Annotated in this window: 17 protein-coding genes; 9 read left to right on the top strand and 8 right to left on the bottom strand. The window is 68.5% G+C overall.

Translation table 11 applies throughout. The annotated features are described in order from the left end of the window. Positions 1 to 9 precede the first annotated feature (9 nt). The 3 genes from qcrC to qcrB are packed head-to-tail and all read left to right on the top strand — an operon-like array spanning position 10 to position 3,661. A complete protein-coding gene (qcrC, locus tag ACWDUD_RS19005; RefSeq protein ID WP_450110281.1) occupies positions 10 to 882 on the top strand; it encodes a cytochrome bc1 complex diheme cytochrome c subunit in 873 nt (290 codons plus the stop codon). Further along, positions 879 to 2,006, top strand: coding sequence for a cytochrome bc1 complex Rieske iron-sulfur subunit (qcrA, locus tag ACWDUD_RS19000; RefSeq protein WP_420753125.1), 1,128 nt, complete (start codon positions 879 to 881; stop codon positions 2,004 to 2,006). The genes qcrC and qcrA overlap by 4 nt, the downstream gene beginning before the upstream one ends. Continuing rightward, positions 2,003 to 3,661, top strand: a complete 1,659-nt coding sequence (gene qcrB / locus ACWDUD_RS18995) for a cytochrome bc1 complex cytochrome b subunit (protein ID WP_197254069.1) — start codon at positions 2,003 to 2,005, stop codon at positions 3,659 to 3,661. The genes qcrA and qcrB overlap by 4 nt, the downstream gene beginning before the upstream one ends. A 203-nt stretch (positions 3,662 to 3,864) precedes the next feature. On the opposite strand, the gene ACWDUD_RS18990 is transcribed toward qcrB, so the two are convergent. The 3 genes from ACWDUD_RS18990 to ctaC form a co-directional block, all read right to left on the bottom strand. Next, positions 3,865 to 4,158: a hypothetical protein gene (locus tag ACWDUD_RS18990; RefSeq protein ID WP_450110280.1), complete on the bottom strand. Its 294-nt coding sequence runs from the start codon at positions 4,156 to 4,158 to the stop codon at positions 3,865 to 3,867. A gap of 420 nt (positions 4,159 to 4,578) precedes the next feature. Then, positions 4,579 to 4,995, bottom strand: coding sequence for a cytochrome c oxidase subunit 4 (locus ACWDUD_RS18985; protein ID WP_450110279.1), 417 nt, complete (start codon positions 4,993 to 4,995; stop codon positions 4,579 to 4,581). 33 nt (positions 4,996 to 5,028) lie between these two features. Beyond that, complete coding sequence (ctaC, locus tag ACWDUD_RS18980) at positions 5,029 to 6,090, bottom strand: aa3-type cytochrome oxidase subunit II (protein ID WP_248673625.1); 1,062 nt, start codon at positions 6,088 to 6,090, stop codon at positions 5,029 to 5,031. Positions 6,091 to 6,396: 306 nt separating this feature from the next. Here ctaC and asnB point away from each other — a divergent pair, with 306 nt between their 5' ends. Next, positions 6,397 to 8,352, top strand: a complete 1,956-nt coding sequence (gene asnB / locus ACWDUD_RS18975; RefSeq protein ID WP_450110278.1) for an asparagine synthase (glutamine-hydrolyzing) — start codon at positions 6,397 to 6,399, stop codon at positions 8,350 to 8,352. Positions 8,353 to 8,425: 73 nt separating this feature from the next. Here asnB and ACWDUD_RS18970 read toward each other — a convergent pair whose 3' ends face one another. Next, on the bottom strand, positions 8,426 to 9,397 hold the full coding sequence (locus tag ACWDUD_RS18970) for a carbohydrate kinase family protein (RefSeq protein WP_197254062.1): 972 nt from the start codon (positions 9,395 to 9,397) through the stop codon (positions 8,426 to 8,428). Positions 9,398 to 9,542: 145 nt separating this feature from the next. Beyond that, positions 9,543 to 9,893 (bottom strand): HesB/IscA family protein, encoded by a 351-nt coding sequence (locus tag ACWDUD_RS18965; RefSeq protein WP_197254061.1) that lies wholly within the window; start codon positions 9,891 to 9,893, stop codon positions 9,543 to 9,545. 197 nt (positions 9,894 to 10,090) lie between these two features. Between ACWDUD_RS18965 and ACWDUD_RS18960 the strand changes: the two genes are divergently transcribed. After that, the gene (locus ACWDUD_RS18960; protein WP_450110277.1) at positions 10,091 to 10,789 is read left to right on the top strand and encodes a DUF3043 domain-containing protein; all 699 of its coding nucleotides are present in this window, start codon (positions 10,091 to 10,093) and stop codon (positions 10,787 to 10,789) included. 27 nt (positions 10,790 to 10,816) lie between these two features. Here the strand turns inward: ACWDUD_RS18960 and ACWDUD_RS18955 are convergent, their stop codons facing one another. Continuing rightward, positions 10,817 to 11,026 (bottom strand): hypothetical protein, encoded by a 210-nt coding sequence (locus ACWDUD_RS18955; RefSeq protein WP_197254059.1) that lies wholly within the window; start codon positions 11,024 to 11,026, stop codon positions 10,817 to 10,819. 120 nt (positions 11,027 to 11,146) lie between these two features. On the opposite strand from ACWDUD_RS18955, the gene cobT reads away from it, so the two are divergent. Together cobT and ACWDUD_RS18945 are read left to right on the top strand one after the other, a co-directional pair. Beyond that, the gene (cobT, locus tag ACWDUD_RS18950) at positions 11,147 to 12,265 is read left to right on the top strand and encodes a nicotinate-nucleotide--dimethylbenzimidazole phosphoribosyltransferase (protein WP_450110276.1); all 1,119 of its coding nucleotides are present in this window, start codon (positions 11,147 to 11,149) and stop codon (positions 12,263 to 12,265) included. Beyond that, positions 12,265 to 13,014: an adenosylcobinamide-GDP ribazoletransferase gene (locus tag ACWDUD_RS18945; RefSeq protein WP_450110275.1), complete on the top strand. Its 750-nt coding sequence runs from the start codon at positions 12,265 to 12,267 to the stop codon at positions 13,012 to 13,014. The genes cobT and ACWDUD_RS18945 overlap by 1 nt, the downstream gene beginning before the upstream one ends. Before the next feature lie 98 nt (positions 13,015 to 13,112). Here the strand turns inward: ACWDUD_RS18945 and ACWDUD_RS18940 are convergent, their stop codons facing one another. Beyond that, complete coding sequence (locus tag ACWDUD_RS18940; RefSeq protein WP_450110274.1) at positions 13,113 to 14,225, bottom strand: branched-chain amino acid aminotransferase; 1,113 nt, start codon at positions 14,223 to 14,225, stop codon at positions 13,113 to 13,115. 32 nt (positions 14,226 to 14,257) lie between these two features. Beyond that, on the bottom strand, positions 14,258 to 15,358 hold the full coding sequence (gene gcvT / locus ACWDUD_RS18935) for a glycine cleavage system aminomethyltransferase GcvT (protein ID WP_450110273.1): 1,101 nt from the start codon (positions 15,356 to 15,358) through the stop codon (positions 14,258 to 14,260). A gap of 99 nt (positions 15,359 to 15,457) precedes the next feature. Here gcvT and ACWDUD_RS18930 point away from each other — a divergent pair, with 99 nt between their 5' ends. Together ACWDUD_RS18930 and ACWDUD_RS18925 are read left to right on the top strand one after the other, a co-directional pair. Beyond that, on the top strand, positions 15,458 to 16,972 hold the full coding sequence (locus ACWDUD_RS18930) for a leucyl aminopeptidase (RefSeq protein ID WP_450110272.1): 1,515 nt from the start codon (positions 15,458 to 15,460) through the stop codon (positions 16,970 to 16,972). A 263-nt stretch (positions 16,973 to 17,235) separates the two neighbouring features. Then, positions 17,236 to 17,606 (top strand): biotin/lipoyl-containing protein (locus tag ACWDUD_RS18925; protein WP_450110271.1); only part of this gene is annotated, 371 nt, incomplete at its 3' end.

Here is a 17,606-nt window from a genome sequence, read left to right as displayed (position 1 = left end):
GGGATACAGATGAGTTCATCCCCACCTCTCACACCCGAGGGTGACATGCCCGGTCAGTCCGAGGCAGCGTCCGCTGCCCGGTCCCGTCGTCAGCGGAAGTTCCGTCGTCGCCTCACAGGCGCGCTGGTGCTCGCGCTCGGCCTGCTCAGCGCCGGCTTCATCGCCTCCGCGCTGACCCCTGCCCCGCAGGTGGCGACGGCGAACGAGGACCAGGTCGCGTTGATCCGCAAGGGCCAGCAGCTCTACGAGACCTCCTGCGTCACATGCCACGGCGTCAACCTGCAGGGTGTCGAGGACCGCGGTCCGTCGCTGATCGGCGTCGGTGAGGCCGCCGTCTACTTCCAGGTTTCCTCCGGCCGCATGCCGGCATCGCGTAACGAGGCCCAGGTCCTGCGCAAGGAACCGAAGTTCGACGCCGCGCAGACCGACGCGATCGGTGCGTACATTCAGGCCAACGGCGGCGGCCCGACCGTCATCCGCGACGAGAACGGCGAGATCGCCCAGTCCTCGCTGCGCGGCGACGACGTGGCCCGCGGTAGTGAGCTGTTCCGCCAGAACTGCGCTTCGTGCCACAACTTCACCGGTCGCGGTGGCGCACTGTCGTCCGGCAAGTTCGCGCCGCCGCTCGATCCGGCGAGCGAGCAGCAGATCTACACCGCGATGCTCACCGGCCCGCAGAACATGCCGAAGTTCTCGGATCGTCAGCTCACGCTCGACGAGAAGCAGGACATCATCGCGTACGTCAAGGCGTCCTCCGAGACGGCGAGCCCCGGCGGCTACGGACTGGGCGGGTTCGGCCCCGGTACCGAGGGCCCGGCCATGTGGATTGTCGGCATCGTCGCGGTCGTCGGCGCTGCACTGTGGATCGGAGCAAGGTCATGAGTGGCGACGAAACGCCCAACAAGCACTCGATCGAGAACCTCGATCAGATGAGCCGCGACGACCTCGTCGCACTGGGAACGAACCTCGACGGTGTCGATGTCGCGTTCCGCAAGGAGCGGTGGCCCGTCGAAGGCACCCGCGCGGAGAAGCGCGCCGAGCGCAACGTCGCGTTCTGGTTCGCCCTCGCCGGCCTGTCGGCCCTCGCGTTCATCGCCATCTACCTCTTCTGGCCGTGGGAGTACCAGAGCCCGGGCGAGGAGAACTACACCTTCTTCAACCTGTACACGCCGCTGCTCGGCCTGACCCTCGGTCTGGCGATCCTCGGTGTGGGCGTGGGCGCGGTGCAGTTCACCAAGAAGTTCATCCCCGAGGAGGTATCGATCCAGGATCGGCACGACGGCCCGTCGAAGGAGGTCGATCGCAAGACGATCGTCGCCGAGCTGGCCGACTCCCTGGATACGTCGACGCTGCCCCGCCGCAAGCTGATCAAGCGCACGGCGATCTTCGGTGGTGGCGCCCTGGGCGTGGGCCTGATCATGCCGCTCGGTGGCCTGATCAAGAACCCGTGGGCGCAGGGTGACGAGTCCCCGCTGTGGGTGTCGGGTTGGACCCCCCGCTACGAGGGCGAGACCATCTACCTGCGTCGCGACACCGGTCGCCCCAACGACATCGTGCTGGTGCGTCCCGAGGACCTCGACGCCGGCGGCATGGAGACGGTCTTCCCGTTCCGTGAGTCGGATCGTGGCGACGAGCACGCGCTGCTCGACGGCCTGCGCGGCATCCGCAACGCCGTCATGCTGATCCGTCTGCGCACGGAGGACGCCGAGCGCGCCATCAAGCGCAAGGGTCAGGAGAGCTTCAACTACGGCGACTACTTCGCCTTCTCGAAGATCTGCACCCACCTCGGCTGCCCGACGTCGCTCTACGAGCAGCAGACCAACCGCATTCTGTGCCCGTGCCACCAGTCGCAGTTCAATGCCCTGGAGTACGGAAAGCCGGTGTTCGGACCTGCCGCTCGCGCTCTGCCGCAGCTGCCCATTACAGTGAACGAAGAGGGTTTTCTCGTCGCCAACGGTGACTTCATCGAAGCCCTCGGCCCGGCATTTTGGGAGCGTCGCCCGTGAGTACCGCAACCCCGACCCGCGCCGCAGAGATCGGCGAGAATCTCGACTCTCGCTACCACCTGTCGGCCGGTATCCGTCGCCAGATCAACAAGGTCTTCCCCACGCATTGGTCCTTCCTGCTGGGCGAGATCGCGCTGTACAGCTTCGTCATCCTGTTGATCTCGGGTGTCTTCCTCACCCTGTTCTTCGACCCGTCGATGGCCCACGTGACCTACGACGGCGCGTACACCCCGTTGCGTGGCGTGGGCATGTCCCGGGCCTACGAGACTGCCCTGAACATCTCCTTCGAGGTGCGCGGCGGTCTGTTCGTCCGGCAGGTCCATCACTGGGCAGCGCTGATGTTCGCGGCGTCGATCATCGTCCACATGGCGCGCATCTTCTTCACCGGTGCGTTCCGTCGCCCGCGTGAGGCGAACTGGGTGATCGGCTCGCTGCTGCTCATCCTGGCGATGTTCGAAGGCTTCTTCGGGTACTCCCTGCCCGACGACCTGCTGTCCGGCACCGGCCTCCGCGCCGCGTTCTCCGGCATCACGCTGAGCATCCCGATCATCGGTACGTGGATGCACTGGGCGATCTTCGGCGGTGACTTCCCCGGCGACCTGATCATCCCGCGCTTCTACGTCCTGCACGTGCTGCTCATCCCGGCCGTCATCCTGGCCCTGATCGCAGCGCACCTCGCGCTGGTCTGGTACCAGAAGCACACGCAGTTCCCCGGCCCGGCCCGCACCGAGCAGAACGTCGTCGGCGTTCGCATCCTGCCCGTCTTCGCGGTCAAGTCCGGTGCGTTCTTCGCGATGACGTTCGCGGTGCTGGCTCTGATGAGTGGTCTCTTCCAGATCAACCCGATCTGGAACATCGGCCCGTACAACCCGTCGCAGGTGTCGGCAGGTTCGCAGCCCGACTTCTACATGATGTGGACCGACGGTCTGGCCCGTACGTGGCCGGCCTGGGAGATCTACCTGTTCGGCCGCTACACGATTCCTGCCGTGTTCTGGGTCGCGGTGATCATGGGTCTGGTCTTCGTCCTGATGACGGTCTACCCGTGGATCGAGAAGCGTCTCACCAAGGACGACGCGCACCACAACCTGCTGCAGCGTCCGCGCGACGTTCCGGTTCGTACCGGTATCGGCGCAATGGCGATCACGTTCTACCTGGTGCTCACCCTGATGTGCATCAACGACCTCATCGCGTACAAGTTCGACATCTCGATCAACGCGACGACGTGGATGGGCCGCATCGGCATGGTGATCCTGCCGCCGCTCGCCTACTACATCGCGTACCGGTTCTGCCTGGGCCTGCAGCGCAGCGACCGCCAGGTGCTCGAGCACGGCATCGAGACGGGCATCGTCCGTCGCCTGCCGCACGGTGAGTACATCGAGATCCACCAGCCGCTCGGCCCGGTGGACGAGCACGGCCACCCGATTCCGCTGGAATACCAGGGTGCCCCGGTGCCGAAGCGCATGAACCGCCTCGGCCTCGCCGGCAAGCCCGGCGCCGGCAGCTTCCTCTCCCCCGACCCGGCGGACGAGGCGGCAGCGCTCGAAGCGGCCCACCACGAGGCCGAGATCGAGCAGCGGACGGTCCTGCGGGACTACCAGAACCGCGTGCACAGCCTCGAGGCGGGCAGCGGCGACGGCGACGGCCAGGCGCACTGACGCCAGCAGTTCCGAGACACACGGGTGTGGCCCCGAACCGACGAGGTTCGGGGCCACACCCGTTTCTGTAGGCCCCTTCTCCCCGTAGCAGCCGCGCTGATCCGCTCCCGCAGAGCCAGCAGACAGCCGCGCGTTGTCGGCAGCGCGCGGTTGTCTGCCAGCTCGGCGGATCGGGTCCTCCCCCGTCCGGATTCCGGCACAGGTCAGTGATCGTCGTAGTGATCCCCGTGCGCGGCGTGGCGGTGCCCGTCGTGCAGATAATCCACGTGATCGCCGTGCGGGACCGCAACGTGTCCGCATCCCTGTCCGTGAACGTGATCGTGACCCTCGTGTGGGACGTGCCCGGGGTTTTCGCACTCGTCGAAATGCCCGTCGTGTTCGCGATGCAGGTGTCCGTCGTGCACGTAGTCGACGTGGTCGCCGTGCGGGACCGCAACGTGCCCACAGCCTTCACCGTGGACGTGGCCGTGATCGGTGTGTTCCGGGTGGCTGCTCATCGCAGGACTCCTCTTGAGGGCTGCACCGGATGTGTTCGTCCAGTGTCGCACCCGCGGAGATGGCGGCGAGGCCGTTCGGGACGCGATCACCGCGCGACGCCGGCATGCCCGAGGGTTTCAGCGGGCGGCACCCCGACCCCACCACGACGACGAGGAGAACGGGCCGCACGGGCCCGCTGAGGGCGTCCTGGAGCGGGGTTGGCACACGACGGGGCCCGGTTGCGCCGAAGAGTTCCTGGCGACCGTCCTGCCCTCACCGGTCGGAGGCCCGGTGACGCGGTGGAACGGATCTTTCCGGAACCGCTGCCGATCACACTCGCATCGATTCCCCGGGTGGACGGACAGAGCGCAGGAACACCCGAAACGGCGACGGGCGCCGCACCCGAAGGTGCGGCGCCCGTCGCGCGGAATCGTTCTGCGTCAGTGCTTCTCGGGTCCGATGTGGTACTCGAACACCAGGCCCGCCGCTGCCGCGAGGATCAGGAAGACCGCCACGACGATCATCCACGGGTGGAAGAACGCCAAGGCGATGGCGGCGAAGGCCGCGGCACCCGCGAGCAGGATCGGCCAGTAGCTACCGGCGCTGAAGAAGCCGAGGTCGCCGGCACCGTCACTGATCTCGGCGTCCTCGTAGTCCTCCGGGCGGGTGTCGAGGCGACGCGCCACGAACCGGAAGTAGGTGCCAACGATCAGGGTCAGGCCTGCCGAGAGCACGATCGCGGTGAGGCCCGCCCACTCGATGCCCGTGCGGGACAGGCCGGTGAATGTTCCGTACACGATGGCGACGAGCACGAAGAACACCGTCACGACCTCGAAGAGCTTGGCTTCGATCTTCATATCAGCACTTGTCCTTGTCGATGGTGGGTTCGGTCACTCGCCGGCGACGCCGCTGGCCGAACGGTCGGTGCGGTCGGTCTTGAACGGGGACGTGGTGGTCGCGACGGGCGACTCGCCGATGGCTTCGAGGGCCTCGGCGTTGCTCAGGCCCTGACCGCCCTCGGCAGCCGGCTTGCGAAGCTCGATGTACTGCGCGAACTTCTCCGGCGACACCGCGCGGACCTCGAAGTTCATCATCGCGTGGTACGTACCGCACATCTCGGCGCAGCGGCCGACGAACGCGCCTTCACGCTCGATCTCGGTGATCTGGAAGACCGGATCGGAGTTGTTCTCGCGCGGGTTCGGGTTCACGTCGCGCTTGAAGAGGAACTCGGGGACCCAGAAGGCGTGGATGACGTCGGACGAGGCGAGCTCGAACTCGATGCGCTTGCCGGTCGGGAGAACCAGGACCGGGATCTCGTTGCTGGTGCCGACCGTCTCGATCTTGTCGTAGTGCAGGTACGAGAGGTCCTCGACCGGCTTTCCGTGGATCGGCGGAACCACCGCGTGCTCGTCACCCTCGGCGGCAACGTGCTCGGGCTGAGCCACGGCCTCCTGCGCCTCGTAATCGGTGCCGTCGTACTTGGCGGTGCCGTCACCGAGATCGACGGTGCGGTAACCGAACTTCCAGTTCCACTGGTAGCCGGTCACGTCGACCACGACGTTCGGGTTGTCTTCCTTCTCCAGGACGTAGTTCTGGACCACGACGGTGAAGTAGAAGAGCACACACACGGCCACGAACGGAGCTGCCGTGTAGACCAGCTCGAGGGGCACGTTGTACGCGGTCTGCCGCGGGAACTCGGGGGAGTTCTTCTTCTTGCGGTGGAAGAGGACCACCCAGAAGGTCAGACCCCACACCAAAATGCCCATGACGAGGGCGGCGATAACCGACCACGTCCACAGCTCACGCATACGCTCGGCCTCGGGAGTCACGCCCTCCGGCCAGCCGAAACGAAGGACTTCTTCGCTGGAGCACCCGGTCAACATCATGGCTGCAATGCCAAGAGATGCTGCGAGTCCGAACCGCCGAAGGATCCGACCTTGCGCCACGTTCACGCCTTCCTGATCGCCGCAATTCCATTAGGGCAACCCCGGAGGGCAGGCCCAATTACTACGCAGCGTAGACCAAACCGGCGCGCTATCCACCCTCGGGGCGCGCACAACGTGTCGATCCTGAGACATTGCCTCGTCGCAGGACGCCGTGTCGCCGGGTGACAGGCGACGTCACAGCGACTTTCCGGGTATGCGCGCTCCGCTCGATTTCCCGCACTGCGGCATACTCCACATGACGAACGTCGGCCCTCGAGGGAAAGTTCCCGATGGGTCCGGCACTCCCCTACTGGAATCGAGGTAACGGACGCCGTGTGCGGATTGCTCGGGCTATTGACCACTGACGGCACCAGCGACGACGCCGTCGCACTGGTCGACTCCGCCATGCACTGTCTGCGGCATCGCGGACCGGACGAGCACGGCACCTGGCACGACGACGACCTGATCTTCGGATTCAACCGCCTGTCGATCATCGACATCGCGCATTCGCATCAGCCGCTGCGCTGGGGGCCGCAGGACCAGCCCGACCGGTACGCCCTGACCTTCAACGGCGAGATCTACAACTACCTGGAGCTGCGCAAGGAACTCACCGAGGAACACGGCGCCGTCTTCGCGACGGAGGGTGACAGCGAGACGATCGTCGCGGCGTTCCATCACTGGGGTGCGGACGCGGTGCGTCGCTTGCGCGGCATGTTCGCGTTCGCCGTCTGGGACACCCACACACGGGAGCTGTTCCTGGCCCGCGACCCGTTCGGCATCAAGCCGCTGTTCCTGGCGACCGGTTCGGGAGGGACCGCGTTCGGCAGCGAGAAGAAGAGCCTGCTCGAGCTGGCCGGCGCGATCGGCATCGGCACCGACCTCGATCCGCGGGCGATCGAGCACTACACCGTGTTGCAGTACGTTCCCGAACCGGAGACGCTGCACCGGCAGATCCGTCGCCTCGAGTCCGGCTGCTACGCGCGGGTCCGGCCCGGTAGCGAACCGGAGATCACCCGGTACTTCGAGCCGCGCTTCCCGGTTCGGCCGTTCGCCGCCGGCCGCGAACAGGATCGGTACCGCGAGATCGCCGAGGCGCTCGAGGATTCGGTCGCCAAGCACATGCGTGCCGACGTGACCGTCGGGTCGTTCCTGTCCGGCGGCATCGACTCGACGGCGATCGCGGCGCTGGCCAAGCGGCACAACCCCGACCTCATCACGTTCACCGCCGGTTTCGAGCGGGAGGGCTATTCCGAGGTGGACGTGGCCGCCGAGTCGGCCGCCGCGATCGGGGCACGCCACATCGTGCGGGTGGTCTCCCCCGCCGAGTTCGCCGCGGCGATCCCGGAGATCATCTGGTACCTCGACGACCCGGTCGCCGATCCGGCGCTGGTGCCGCTGTGGTTCATCGCCAAGGAGGCCCGCAAGCACGTCAAGGTGGTGCTGTCCGGTGAGGGCGCCGACGAGTTGTTCGGCGGCTACACGATCTACCGCGAGCCCATCTCGCTCGAGCCGTTCGAGTACCTTCCGGCAGGACTGCGGCGTGCCGTCGGCAAGCTGTCCGAGCGGATCCCGGAGGGCACGCGCGGCAAGTCGCTGCTGCATCGCGGCTCGATGCCGCTCGAGGAGCGGTACTACGGCAATGCACGCAGCTTCAACGACGCGCAGCTGCGGTCGGTGCTGCGCGATTTCCGCCCCGAGTGGACCCATCAGGACGTCACGGCACCGATCTATGCGCGGTCGGCCGGGTGGGATCCTGTGGCCCGCATGCAGCACCTGGACCTGTTCACATGGCTGCGCGGCGACATCCTCGTCAAGGCCGACAAGATGACGATGGCGAATTCGCTGGAGCTGCGCGTCCCGTTCCTCGATCCCGAGGTGTTCCGGGTGGCCTCGCAGATTCCGCTCGAGCAGAAGATCACGACGAGGCGAGCGAAGCGACGGGGAATTTCGCTGCAGACGAGCAAGTACGCGCTGCGGCAGGCGCTCGAGGGAATCGTTCCGCCGCACGTGCTGCACCGCGCGAAGCTGGGCTTCCCGGTGCCGCTGCGGCACTGGCTGGCCGGCACCGAGCTGTTCGACTGGGCGCACCAGCAGATCGCCGAGTCCGGCACCGACCACATCTTCGACAAGGCCGCGGTCGCGCGGATGCTGAACGAGCACCGCGACGGGGTGTCCGATCACAGCCGTCGACTGTGGACGATCCTGTGCTTCATGATGTGGCACGGCATCTTCGTCGAGAAGCGGATCGTGCCGGAGATCCAGGAGCCGGTCTACCCGGTCAGCCTGTAGGCGCTGACGCGCCCGTGTGCCTTTCTGGCGGTGGGAGCCGCCGGAAAGGCACACGGGCGACGAAGCCGCACCGCTACGGCAGCAGCGCGCCGATCTCCTCGGCAGCGACCTCGCCGTACGCGTCGGTCAGGCGCTTGAGGGCGTCGGCGCGGTCGAACGTCCACTCCTGGGTGCCGGTGGTCTCGAGCACGTAGACGGCGACGAGGCAGCCGAGCTGGGCGGCGCGTTCGAGGCTCAGGCCGCCGCGGTGACCGAGCAGGAAGCCGGCGCGGAAGGCGTCGCCGACACCGGTGGGGTCGACCTTCGCACGCTCGGGCACGACGCTCACGCGGACCCAGTTGCCGTCCGAATCGACGATCTCGACGCCGTCGCCGCCGAGAGTGGTCACCCGCAGCCCGACCTGTGCGCGGATCTCGTCCTCGGTGAGGCCGGTCTTCTGCTGCAGCAGACCCCACTCGTACTGGTTGGTGAACAGGTACGCCGCGCCGTCGATCAGCCGGGCGGCCTCGTCACCGCTGAGGCGGGCGAGCTGCTGGGAGGGATCGGCCGCGAACGCCACGCCCAGTTCCCGGCACTCGTCGGTGTGACGGGCCATCGCCTCGGGATCGTTGGCGCCGATCAGCACCAGGTCGACGCCGTGCGTCTCGACGACCTCGGCGAGGGAGATGTTGCGGGCTTCGGACATCGCGCCCGGGTAGAACGAGGCGATCTGCGCCATGTCCTCGTCCGTGGTGCACACGAAACGGGCGGTGTGCGCGGTGGTCGACACCAGCACCGAGTCGCAGTTCACGCCGTTGGACTCGAGCCAGGCCCGGTACTCGGCGAAATCCGCGCCGACCGCGCCGACGAGCACCGGGTCACCGCCGAACACGCCCATGGCGTACGCGATGTTCCCGCCGACACCGCCCCTGCGGACGACGAGATCGTCGACGAGGAAGCTCAGCGAGATGTGGTTGAGCTGGTCTGCGAGGAGTTGCTCGGCGAATCGACCGGGGAATCGCATGAGGTGGTCGGTGGCGATGGAGCCGGTCACGGCAATGGTCACGGTGCTGTGCCTTTCGACGGGTGCAGAAGTGCGGGCCTCACCAGGGCACGGGGGTCACGGCGAGGTCGGGAAAGCCGGGCTCACACGCTACCCGCAGACGACAGGGCCCCGACACCTCATGGTGCCGGGGCCCTGTCGAGCGGACTCAGTTGAACGAATCGCCGCACGCGCACGAGCCGGTGGCGTTCGGGTTGTCGATGGTGAAGCCCTGCTTCTCGATGGTGTCGACGAAGTCGATCGACGCACCTTCGACGTAGGGGGCGCTCATGCGGTCGACTGCGAGCGTGACGCCGCCGAAGTCCACAGTGAGATCACCGTCGAGAGTCCGGTCGTCGAAGAACAGCTGGTACCGGAGTCCGGCGCAGCCGCCGGGCTGCACTGCGATCCGCAGCGCGAGGTCGTCGCGGCCCTCCTGATCGAGAAGAGCCTTCGCCTTGGCGGAGGCGGCCTCGGTCATGATGACGCCGTGAGTGGCGGTCTCGTCCTGCACAGTCATGGGCGCTCCCTGGTGGTTCGTGTCAAGCAGTCGTTGCTGGAGGTCGTGTCGAGACGACCCCGATGAGTCAACGGTACCGCGCGTACATCTATTCCTCACCCACTGCGGGCGTTGTCTCCGTCTCGCCACCGGTCTCTCCACCGATCGAGACCTGGGGTGATTTCCCCACGTGTCCGGATATCCCATAGCCTGGAGAGGTGAAGTTGCTACGCCGCGGGAGTTCCGACGAATCCGACAGCCACGACTCTTCGTCGTCCGGCAGCGCCGACGTCGCCGCGTCCGAGGTCACGCCTGCACAGTCCGGCACCCCGGTGTCCGGTGGCAAGGAGACCGCGGGCAAGGGACGGCCGACGCCCAAGCGCCGCGAAGCCGAGGGCCGTCGCCGCGGCCCGGTGGCGCCCGCACCGCTGACGGCGAAGGAGGCGCGCGAACGCAAGAAGGCCGCGCGCAAGTCCATGTCGAAGGACGAGCGCAAGGCCCAGGCCGCCGAACGTCGCGCCGCCGCCTCCGAGCGACGGAGCCGGATGCTTGCGGGTGAGGAGAAGTACCTGCTCCCCCGCGACCGCGGTCCCGTCCGCGCGTACGTGCGCGACCTCGTCGACAGCCGCCGCAACCTCGTGGGCATGTTCATGCCGCTGGCGCTGGTGCTCATCGCCACAATGTTCCTGGGCCCGGTCATCCAGCAGTACGTCACGCTCGCGATGTTCGTAATGATGCTGCTGATGGTCATCGAGGGCATCTACCTCGGCCGGATGATCAACAAGAAGGTGCGGGCCCGCTTCCCCGACGCGACCGAGGGCGGTTTCGGTCTCGGGTGGTACGCGTTCGTGCGCGCCTCGCAGATCCGCAAGCTGCGTGCACCCCTGCCGCGGGTCAAGCCCGGCGACGCGGTCTGACGGGCGACACGGTCCGACGTTCGGGATTCAGTGGTGGGGCGCACCGCGCGCCGCCATCACGAACCGTTCTTCTCCGGCCACAGGTTCCTCCGATTTCCGGGGGTCCTGTGGCCGGAAGTGGTTGAGGCGCAACCAGGCCTTGCGCGCCCATCGGGCGGCTCCGTTGCTGCGGGCGGCCGGTTCGGTTCCGAACGCCACGACGAGCATGAACACGACGATCACGGCGAATTCGAACATGGTCCGATCCTGCGCTCGCGCCACTGCCGCCGACAGTGGCAGATACGACATCTCCCGTCGAATTCCTGCCAATTCTGCTGTTGGTAGCGTCTACCCCGATCACTTCTCGAAAGGTGCACTGTGAGCAGCGAACCCGCGCCGAACTCTCCCGGCCTCGACGCCACCTTCCCTCCCGTCGTCAGCCCCGACCGGGAGGTCCGTCGGCGCGCCGACGCCCGCCAGCTCGCACTCACCAAGCCCGCCGGCTCGCTCGGCCGACTCGAGGACCTCGGCTGCTGGATCGCCTCCTGCCAGGGTGAAGTCCCGCCGCACCCGTTCCGGCGACCGCGCGTGGTGGTGTTCGCCGGGGACCACGGCATCACCCGCCACGGCGTCTCGGCGTATCCGGCGGAGGTCACCGCGCAGATGGTCGCGAACTTCGTGGCCGGTGGCGCTGCCGTGAACATCCTCGCGACCGTCGCCGGGGCCGGGGTGCGGGTCGTCGACATCGCCGTCGACTCCGACACGGACCCGTCGGTGTCGGAGTTCAAGATCCGCCGGTCCAGCGGCTCCATCGACCGCGAGGACGCGCTCACCGAGGACGAGACGCTCCGGGCGATCGCCGCGGGCCGGGCGATCGCGGACCGGGAGATCGACGAGGGTGCCGACCTGCTCATCGCCGGTGACATGGGCATCGGCAACACCACTCCCGCGACCGTGCTCATCGCGACGCTCACCAACACCGAGCCGGTCGCCGCGGTCGGCCGCGGCACCGGCATCGACGACGCCGGCTGGATGCGCAAGGTGACCGCGATCCGCGACGCCATGCGCCGCGCCCGCCCGCACACCCGCAATCCGATCGCGCTGCTGCGCACGGCCGGCGGCGCGGACTTCGCTGCGATGGCCGGGTATCTCGCGCAGGCGTCGGTGCGCCGCACCCCCGTGCTGCTCGACGGTGTCGTGGTCACCGCGGCTGCGATGGTCGCCGAGGAACTCGCCCCCGGAGCTCGCGACTGGTGGGCGGCCGGGCACCGGTCCGCGGAACCCTCGCACGCGATCGCACTGCGTCACCTGAATCTCGAACCGATCGTCGACCTGGGCATGCGGCTCGGGGAAGGATCCGGCGCGGTCGCGGCGCTGCCGGTGCTGCAGGGCGCAGTGACGGTGCTCGCACAGATGGCCACGTTCGACGAGGCCGGCATCAGCGGACGCGACACGGCTTCCGACGAGGCCACCGTTCCCGATCCGCGCGACGAGTGATGGGCGGGCTGCCGCTCGCACTGTCGTGGCTGACGGTGCTGCCGGTGCGCGGTCCCGCCGACATCGACCGGGCGGCGGCGGCTCGCGCGATCCGCGCCGCCCCGGTCACCGGGATACTGCTCGGCGCCGCGGCGGCCGGGGTGCTGTGGTTCCTGCTCGCCGCCGGGTGCGCTCCCCCGCTCGCGGGATTGCTGTGCGTCGGGTTCCTCGCGGTCGCCACGCGCGGCATGCACATCGACGGTCTCAGCGACACCGCCGACGGGCTGGGTTGCTACGGCCCGCCCGAGCGGGCCCGTGAGGTCATGCACTCGGGGGGTGCGGGACCGTTCGGCGTCGCCACCCTGGTGGTGGTGCTCGGGGCGCAGGCGTGGTCGTTCGGGATCCTCGCCGAGGCCCGCGCGTGGCCGGCGGTGGTGCTCGCGGTCGCGGCGGGACGGATCGCAGTGGTCCTCGCGTGCCGGAACGGGATCGTCGCGTCCCCCGGGAGCGGGTTCGGTGCGCTCGTCGCCGGAACCCAGTCGTGGGCGAGCGTGTTCGGCTGGCCGCTGCTCGCCGCGGTCGCCGCGGTGTGGTGCGTGCCGGGGACCGCGTGGCTCGGCCCGATCGTGGTTCTCGTCGCGCTGGCGCTGTCCGCACTCTTCGTGCGGCACTGCGTCGCCCGCTTCGAGGGGGTGAACGGCGACGTGCTCGGCGCGGCACTCGAGGGCACCGTCGCCGCCGTCGCGATCGCCCTCGGCGCCGGACTCTGACTCCCGGATCCGACGACCTTCCCCGGCAGACCCACGAACACGGAACGGGCGCGACCGTCGGTGACGGTCGCGCCCGTGGCGTCTTCGTACAGTGTCGGCTACTGAGCGGCGCGCAGCGTGGTCATCCAGCCGTGGGTGTCGGCGAAGGTGCCACGCTGGATACCGGTCAGCGTGTCGCGCAGCGCCATCGTGATCGGGCCCGGCTCGCCGCCGGCGATCGAGAACTCCCCGTCGGCGTCCTTCACACTGCCGACCGGGGTGATGACCGCCGCGGTACCGCACGCGAACACCTCGGTGATCTCGCCGGATGCGGCCTTCTCGCGCCACTCGTCCGTGCTGATACGACGCTCCTCGACGACCAGACCGGAGTCCTTCGCGAGGGTCAGCAGCGACTCGCGGGTGATACCGGGCAGCAACGAGCCGGACAGTTCGGGGGTGACCAGCCGGGCATCGGCACCGGACCCGAACACGAAGTACAGGTTCATGCCGCCCATTTCCTCGACGTACTTGCGTTCGATCGCGTCGAGCCACACCACCTGATCGCAGCCCTGCTCCGCGGCGTGGGCCTGCGCGACCAGGGACGCGGCGTAGTTGCCGGCGAACTTCGCGGCACCGGTGCCACCCGGCGCGGCGCGCACGTATTCGCGCGAGAGCCACACGCTCACCGGCTTGACACCGCGCGGGAAGTACGCGCCCGCCGGGGATGCGATGAGCAGGAACTTGTACTCGTGGGCCGGGCGCACCCCGAGGGCCGGTTCGGTCGCGAACACGAACGGCCGCAGGTACAGCGACTCCTCACCACCGGCCTTGGGCACCCACTCGTGGTCGACCTCGAGCAGTTCGACGATGGCGCGGTGGAACAACTCCTCCGGCAACGCCGGCATCGCGATCCGCTCCGCGGACCGGTTGAGCCGTGCCGCGTTCGCGTTCGCGCGGAACGACGAGATGGACCCGTCCGCCTGCCGGTAGGCCTTCAGTCCCTCGAAGATGGCCTGCCCGTAGTGCAGCACCATCGCCGCGGGATCGAGCTGGATCGGTCCGTACGGCTCGACCGTCGCGTCGTGCCAGCCGGTTCCCTCGGTGTAGGTGATCGTCACCATGTGGTCGGTGAAGAAGTTCCCGAAGCCCGGATTCGACAGAATCTCCTGCCGACGCTCGGGGGTCGTCGGCGAAGGATGCGGGATGTGGGCGAATTCCAGGACACCGGTCATGAAAGCCGATCCTATCGAACGCCCCTGCTCCCCTACTTCGTGTGGTCCTCGACGAACGGTGGAACGACCAGCTCGGCGCGCAACGACCGGCCCCGGACGTCCACGGCGACCTCGTCACCGGCGGACAGACCGGCAGCGCTGTCGATCAGCGCGAGCGCGATACCGACCTTGAGGGTCGGTGAGAACGTTCCGGAGGTCGTCACGCCGACACGCTCGCCGTCGCGCAGGACCGTCTGGTCCTGGCGCAGGACACCGCGGTCGAGAGCGCGCAGACCCCACAGCCGGCGTGCGGGTCCGGCCTCCTTCTCGGCGAGCAACGCCTCCCGGCCCCAGAACTCCGGCTTCTTCCAGCCGACGGCCCAGCCGCAGCGGGCCTGCAGTGGCGAGATCGACGTCGACAGTTCGTGTCCGTGCAGCGGGTAACCCATCTCGGTGCGCAGGGTGTCGCGGGCACCGAGCCCGGCGACCTGGCCGCCGGCGGCCTGCACCGCGGACACGAGCGCGCGGAACAGCGGCTCGGCGTCGGCCCAGCGCGGCAGCAGCTCGAAGCCGCGTTCACCGCTGTAGCCGCTGCGGCACACCCGAACCGGCACACCGTTCCACTCGGCGTCGACGAACGCCATGTACTCGATGTCGGTGGGCAGTCCCAGACCGGTGAGGATGTCGGCGGCCCTCGGTCCCTGCACGGCGAAGACGGCGTGGTCGCGGTGCTGATCCGTCACGGTGACACCGGCCGGCGCGACCTTCGCGAGCGCGGCCACGACCGCGGCGGTGTTCGCGGCGTTCGGCACGAGGAACAGCTCGTCGTCCGACACGTAGTACACGATGAGGTCGTCGACGACTCCCCCGGATTCGGTGCAGCACAGCGTGTACTGGGCCTTGCCCGGCCCGATCTTCGACAGGTCGTTGGTCAGCGTCGAGTTCACGAACTTCGCGGCATCCGGACCGGCGACCAGCGCCTTGCCGAGGTGGCTGACGTCGAACAGGCCGACGTTCTCCCGGACCGCGGTGTGCTCGGCGACCGTGCCGGCATAGGAGACGGGCATCTCCCACCCGCCGAACGGGGCGAAGGTGGCACCGAGTTCGACGTGGACGGCGTGGATCGGGCCCTGCTGAAGTTGCTGGTCGCTCATGTCGCATGACGGTATCCCACGTGCCGGGCCGGGACCGCCTCCACGGCTTCGAACCCGACGATCACTAGCATCGACACAACGCCACCCTCTGCATAGGAGATGCCCGTGAGTGCCCCCGCTCCCACCCTCCCGGAACTCGTTCTCGCCGGGTCCCTCTCGAAACGAGCCGATGTTCTCGTGATCGGACTCACGTCCGGAGACGACGGTCCCGAGGCGCTGCTCGGCGGCGTCGTCGACGAAGCCGTGCTCGGCGAGGTGCTCGACGCCGTGACCGCGGTCGGCGCGACCGGCAAGTCCGAGGAACTGACCCGGGTCCCCGCCCCGGCGGCGCTTTCGGTGACGAGCGTGCTTGCAGTCGGTCTCGGTGCCGCCGACAAGATCGACGCCGAGCAGGTGCGTCGCGCCGCCGGCTCCGCGGCGCGGGCCCTGAACGGTGCCGCGGTCGTCGCGACGACGCTGTCCGAGGTGGATCTCGGTGCGGCCGTCGAAGGCTTCGCCCTCGGCGCGTACACGTTCACCGAGTTCCGCTCCGCGAAGTCCGCGCCGGGCGACGACGCGCGCCCGCCGGCCCGCATCGAGTTCCTGGTGGCCTCGCCCCGTGCCCGCGAGACCAAGGCCGCGCTGACCCGGTCGGCCGCGATCGCCGAGGCCGTCGCCACCGCCCGCGAATTCGTCAACACCCCACCGAGTCACCTGTACCCGGCGGAGTTCGCCGACCGCGCGAAGGCGCTCGGCACTGCGGCGGGCCTGAAGGTCGAGGTGCTCGACGAGAAGGCCCTGGCCAAGCAGGGCTTCGGCGGCATCGTCGGTGTCGGGCAGGGTTCGTCGCGTCCGCCACGGCTGGTGCGGCTGAGCTACTCGTCGAAGAAGCGCAAGGCCCCGAAGGTCGCGCTGGTCGGCAAGGGCATCACGTTCGACACAGGTGGCATCTCCATCAAGCCCGCCGCGGGCATGGAGAACATGACCTCCGACATGGGCGGTGCGGCCGCGGTGATCGCGACCGTCGTGCTCGCCGCGAAGCTCGGTGTGGCCGCGGACGTCACCGCGACCGTCCCGATGGCCGAGAACATGCCGTCGTCGACGGCGCAGCGTCCCGGGGACGTGCTCACCCAGTACGGCGGAACGACGGTCGAGGTGATCAACACCGACGCGGAAGGCCGCCTGATCCTGGCCGACGCGATCGTGCGTGCCTGCGAGGACGAGCCCGATTACCTGATCGACACCGCCACGCTGACCGGCGCGCAGATGGTCGCGCTGGGCACCCGCACCCCGGGTGTGATGGGCACCGACGAGTTCCGTGACCGGGTCGCGGAGCTGTCGCGGTCCGTCGGGGAGAACGGCTGGGCCATGCCGCTGCCGGCGGAGCTGCGCGCCGACCTCAACTCGCGGGTCGCGGACCTGGCGAACGTCACCCCGCACCGGTGGGGCGGGATGCTGGCGGCCGCGATCTTCCTGAAGGAATTCGTCGCCGAGGGTGTGCAGTGGGCGCATCTGGACGTGGCGGGTCCGGCGTTCAACACCGGCGGTCCGTTCGGCTACATCGGCAAGGGCGGGACCGGTGTGCCGGTGCGCACGATGTTCGCGGTCATCGAGGACATCGCAGCCAACGGCTGATCTCAGGCGTGCCTTCCGGGTGCCTTCGGGTGCCCGGGAGGCGCGCCCGGTGCAACGTGACGTGCCCCTCGCCGTACACCCGGAAGTGATCAGTGCAAGGATGGTCGAGGCCATGCCTGCCGGGTGTGGACCGTACGCACCAACGAAGTACCCGCGCGAGTCTTCGGGCTCGAGCACAATAGTCAACGACCACACAATGGTCGGACGACCACGAGTCGGTACAACTCAACACACACGAAACAACCGTCGAGGAGTCAACAGACATGGCCTTCTCCGTCCAGATGCCAGCGCTTGGTGAGAGCGTCACCGAGGGAACTGTCACGCGATGGCTCAAGCAGGAAGGAGACACGGTCGAAGTCGACGAGCCCCTGCTCGAAGTCTCCACGGACAAGGTCGACACCGAAATCCCGTCCCCCGCTGCCGGTGTCCTGGTGAGGATCGTCGCCCAGGAGGACGACACCGTCGAGATCGGTGGCGAGCTCGCCGTCATCGGTGAGGCCGGCGAGGCCTCTGCTCCTGCCGCCGCCCCGGCTCCGGCCGCGGCCGAACCTGCCGCTCCGGCTCCGGCCGCCGAGGCCCCCGCCGCTGCCGCACCCGCACCCGCCCAGGGCGGCGCCGCGGACGGCACCCCGGT

This window comes from Rhodococcus sp. NPDC003382 (genome assembly GCF_053589135.1).
Note: the sequence above shows the minus strand (reverse complement) of the source record. Positions and strands in the feature narration are given on the sequence as shown.

Excerpts from the sequence above, each read along its gene's own strand:
- qcrA (WP_420753125.1), top strand. The coding sequence starts at position 879 with ATGAGTGGCGACGAAACGCCCAACAAGCACTCGATCGAGAACCTCGAT.
- gcvT (WP_450110273.1), bottom strand. The coding sequence starts at position 15,358 with ATGAGCGACCAGCAACTTCAGCAGGGCCCGATCCACGCCGTCCACGTC.
- ACWDUD_RS18955 (WP_197254059.1), bottom strand. The coding sequence starts at position 11,026 with ATGTTCGAATTCGCCGTGATCGTCGTGTTCATGCTCGTCGTGGCGTTC.
- ACWDUD_RS18930 (WP_450110272.1), top strand. The coding sequence starts at position 15,458 with ATGCCCGTGAGTGCCCCCGCTCCCACCCTCCCGGAACTCGTTCTCGCC.
- ACWDUD_RS18940 (WP_450110274.1), bottom strand. The coding sequence starts at position 14,225 with ATGACCGGTGTCCTGGAATTCGCCCACATCCCGCATCCTTCGCCGACG.
- ACWDUD_RS18965 (WP_197254061.1), bottom strand. The coding sequence starts at position 9,893 with ATGACTGTGCAGGACGAGACCGCCACTCACGGCGTCATCATGACCGAG.
- ACWDUD_RS18985 (WP_450110279.1), bottom strand. The coding sequence starts at position 4,995 with ATGAAGATCGAAGCCAAGCTCTTCGAGGTCGTGACGGTGTTCTTCGTG.
- ACWDUD_RS18990 (WP_450110280.1), bottom strand. The coding sequence starts at position 4,158 with ATGAGCAGCCACCCGGAACACACCGATCACGGCCACGTCCACGGTGAA.
- qcrC (WP_450110281.1), top strand. The coding sequence starts at position 10 with ATGAGTTCATCCCCACCTCTCACACCCGAGGGTGACATGCCCGGTCAG.
- ACWDUD_RS18945 (WP_450110275.1), top strand. The coding sequence starts at position 12,265 with ATGGGCGGGCTGCCGCTCGCACTGTCGTGGCTGACGGTGCTGCCGGTG.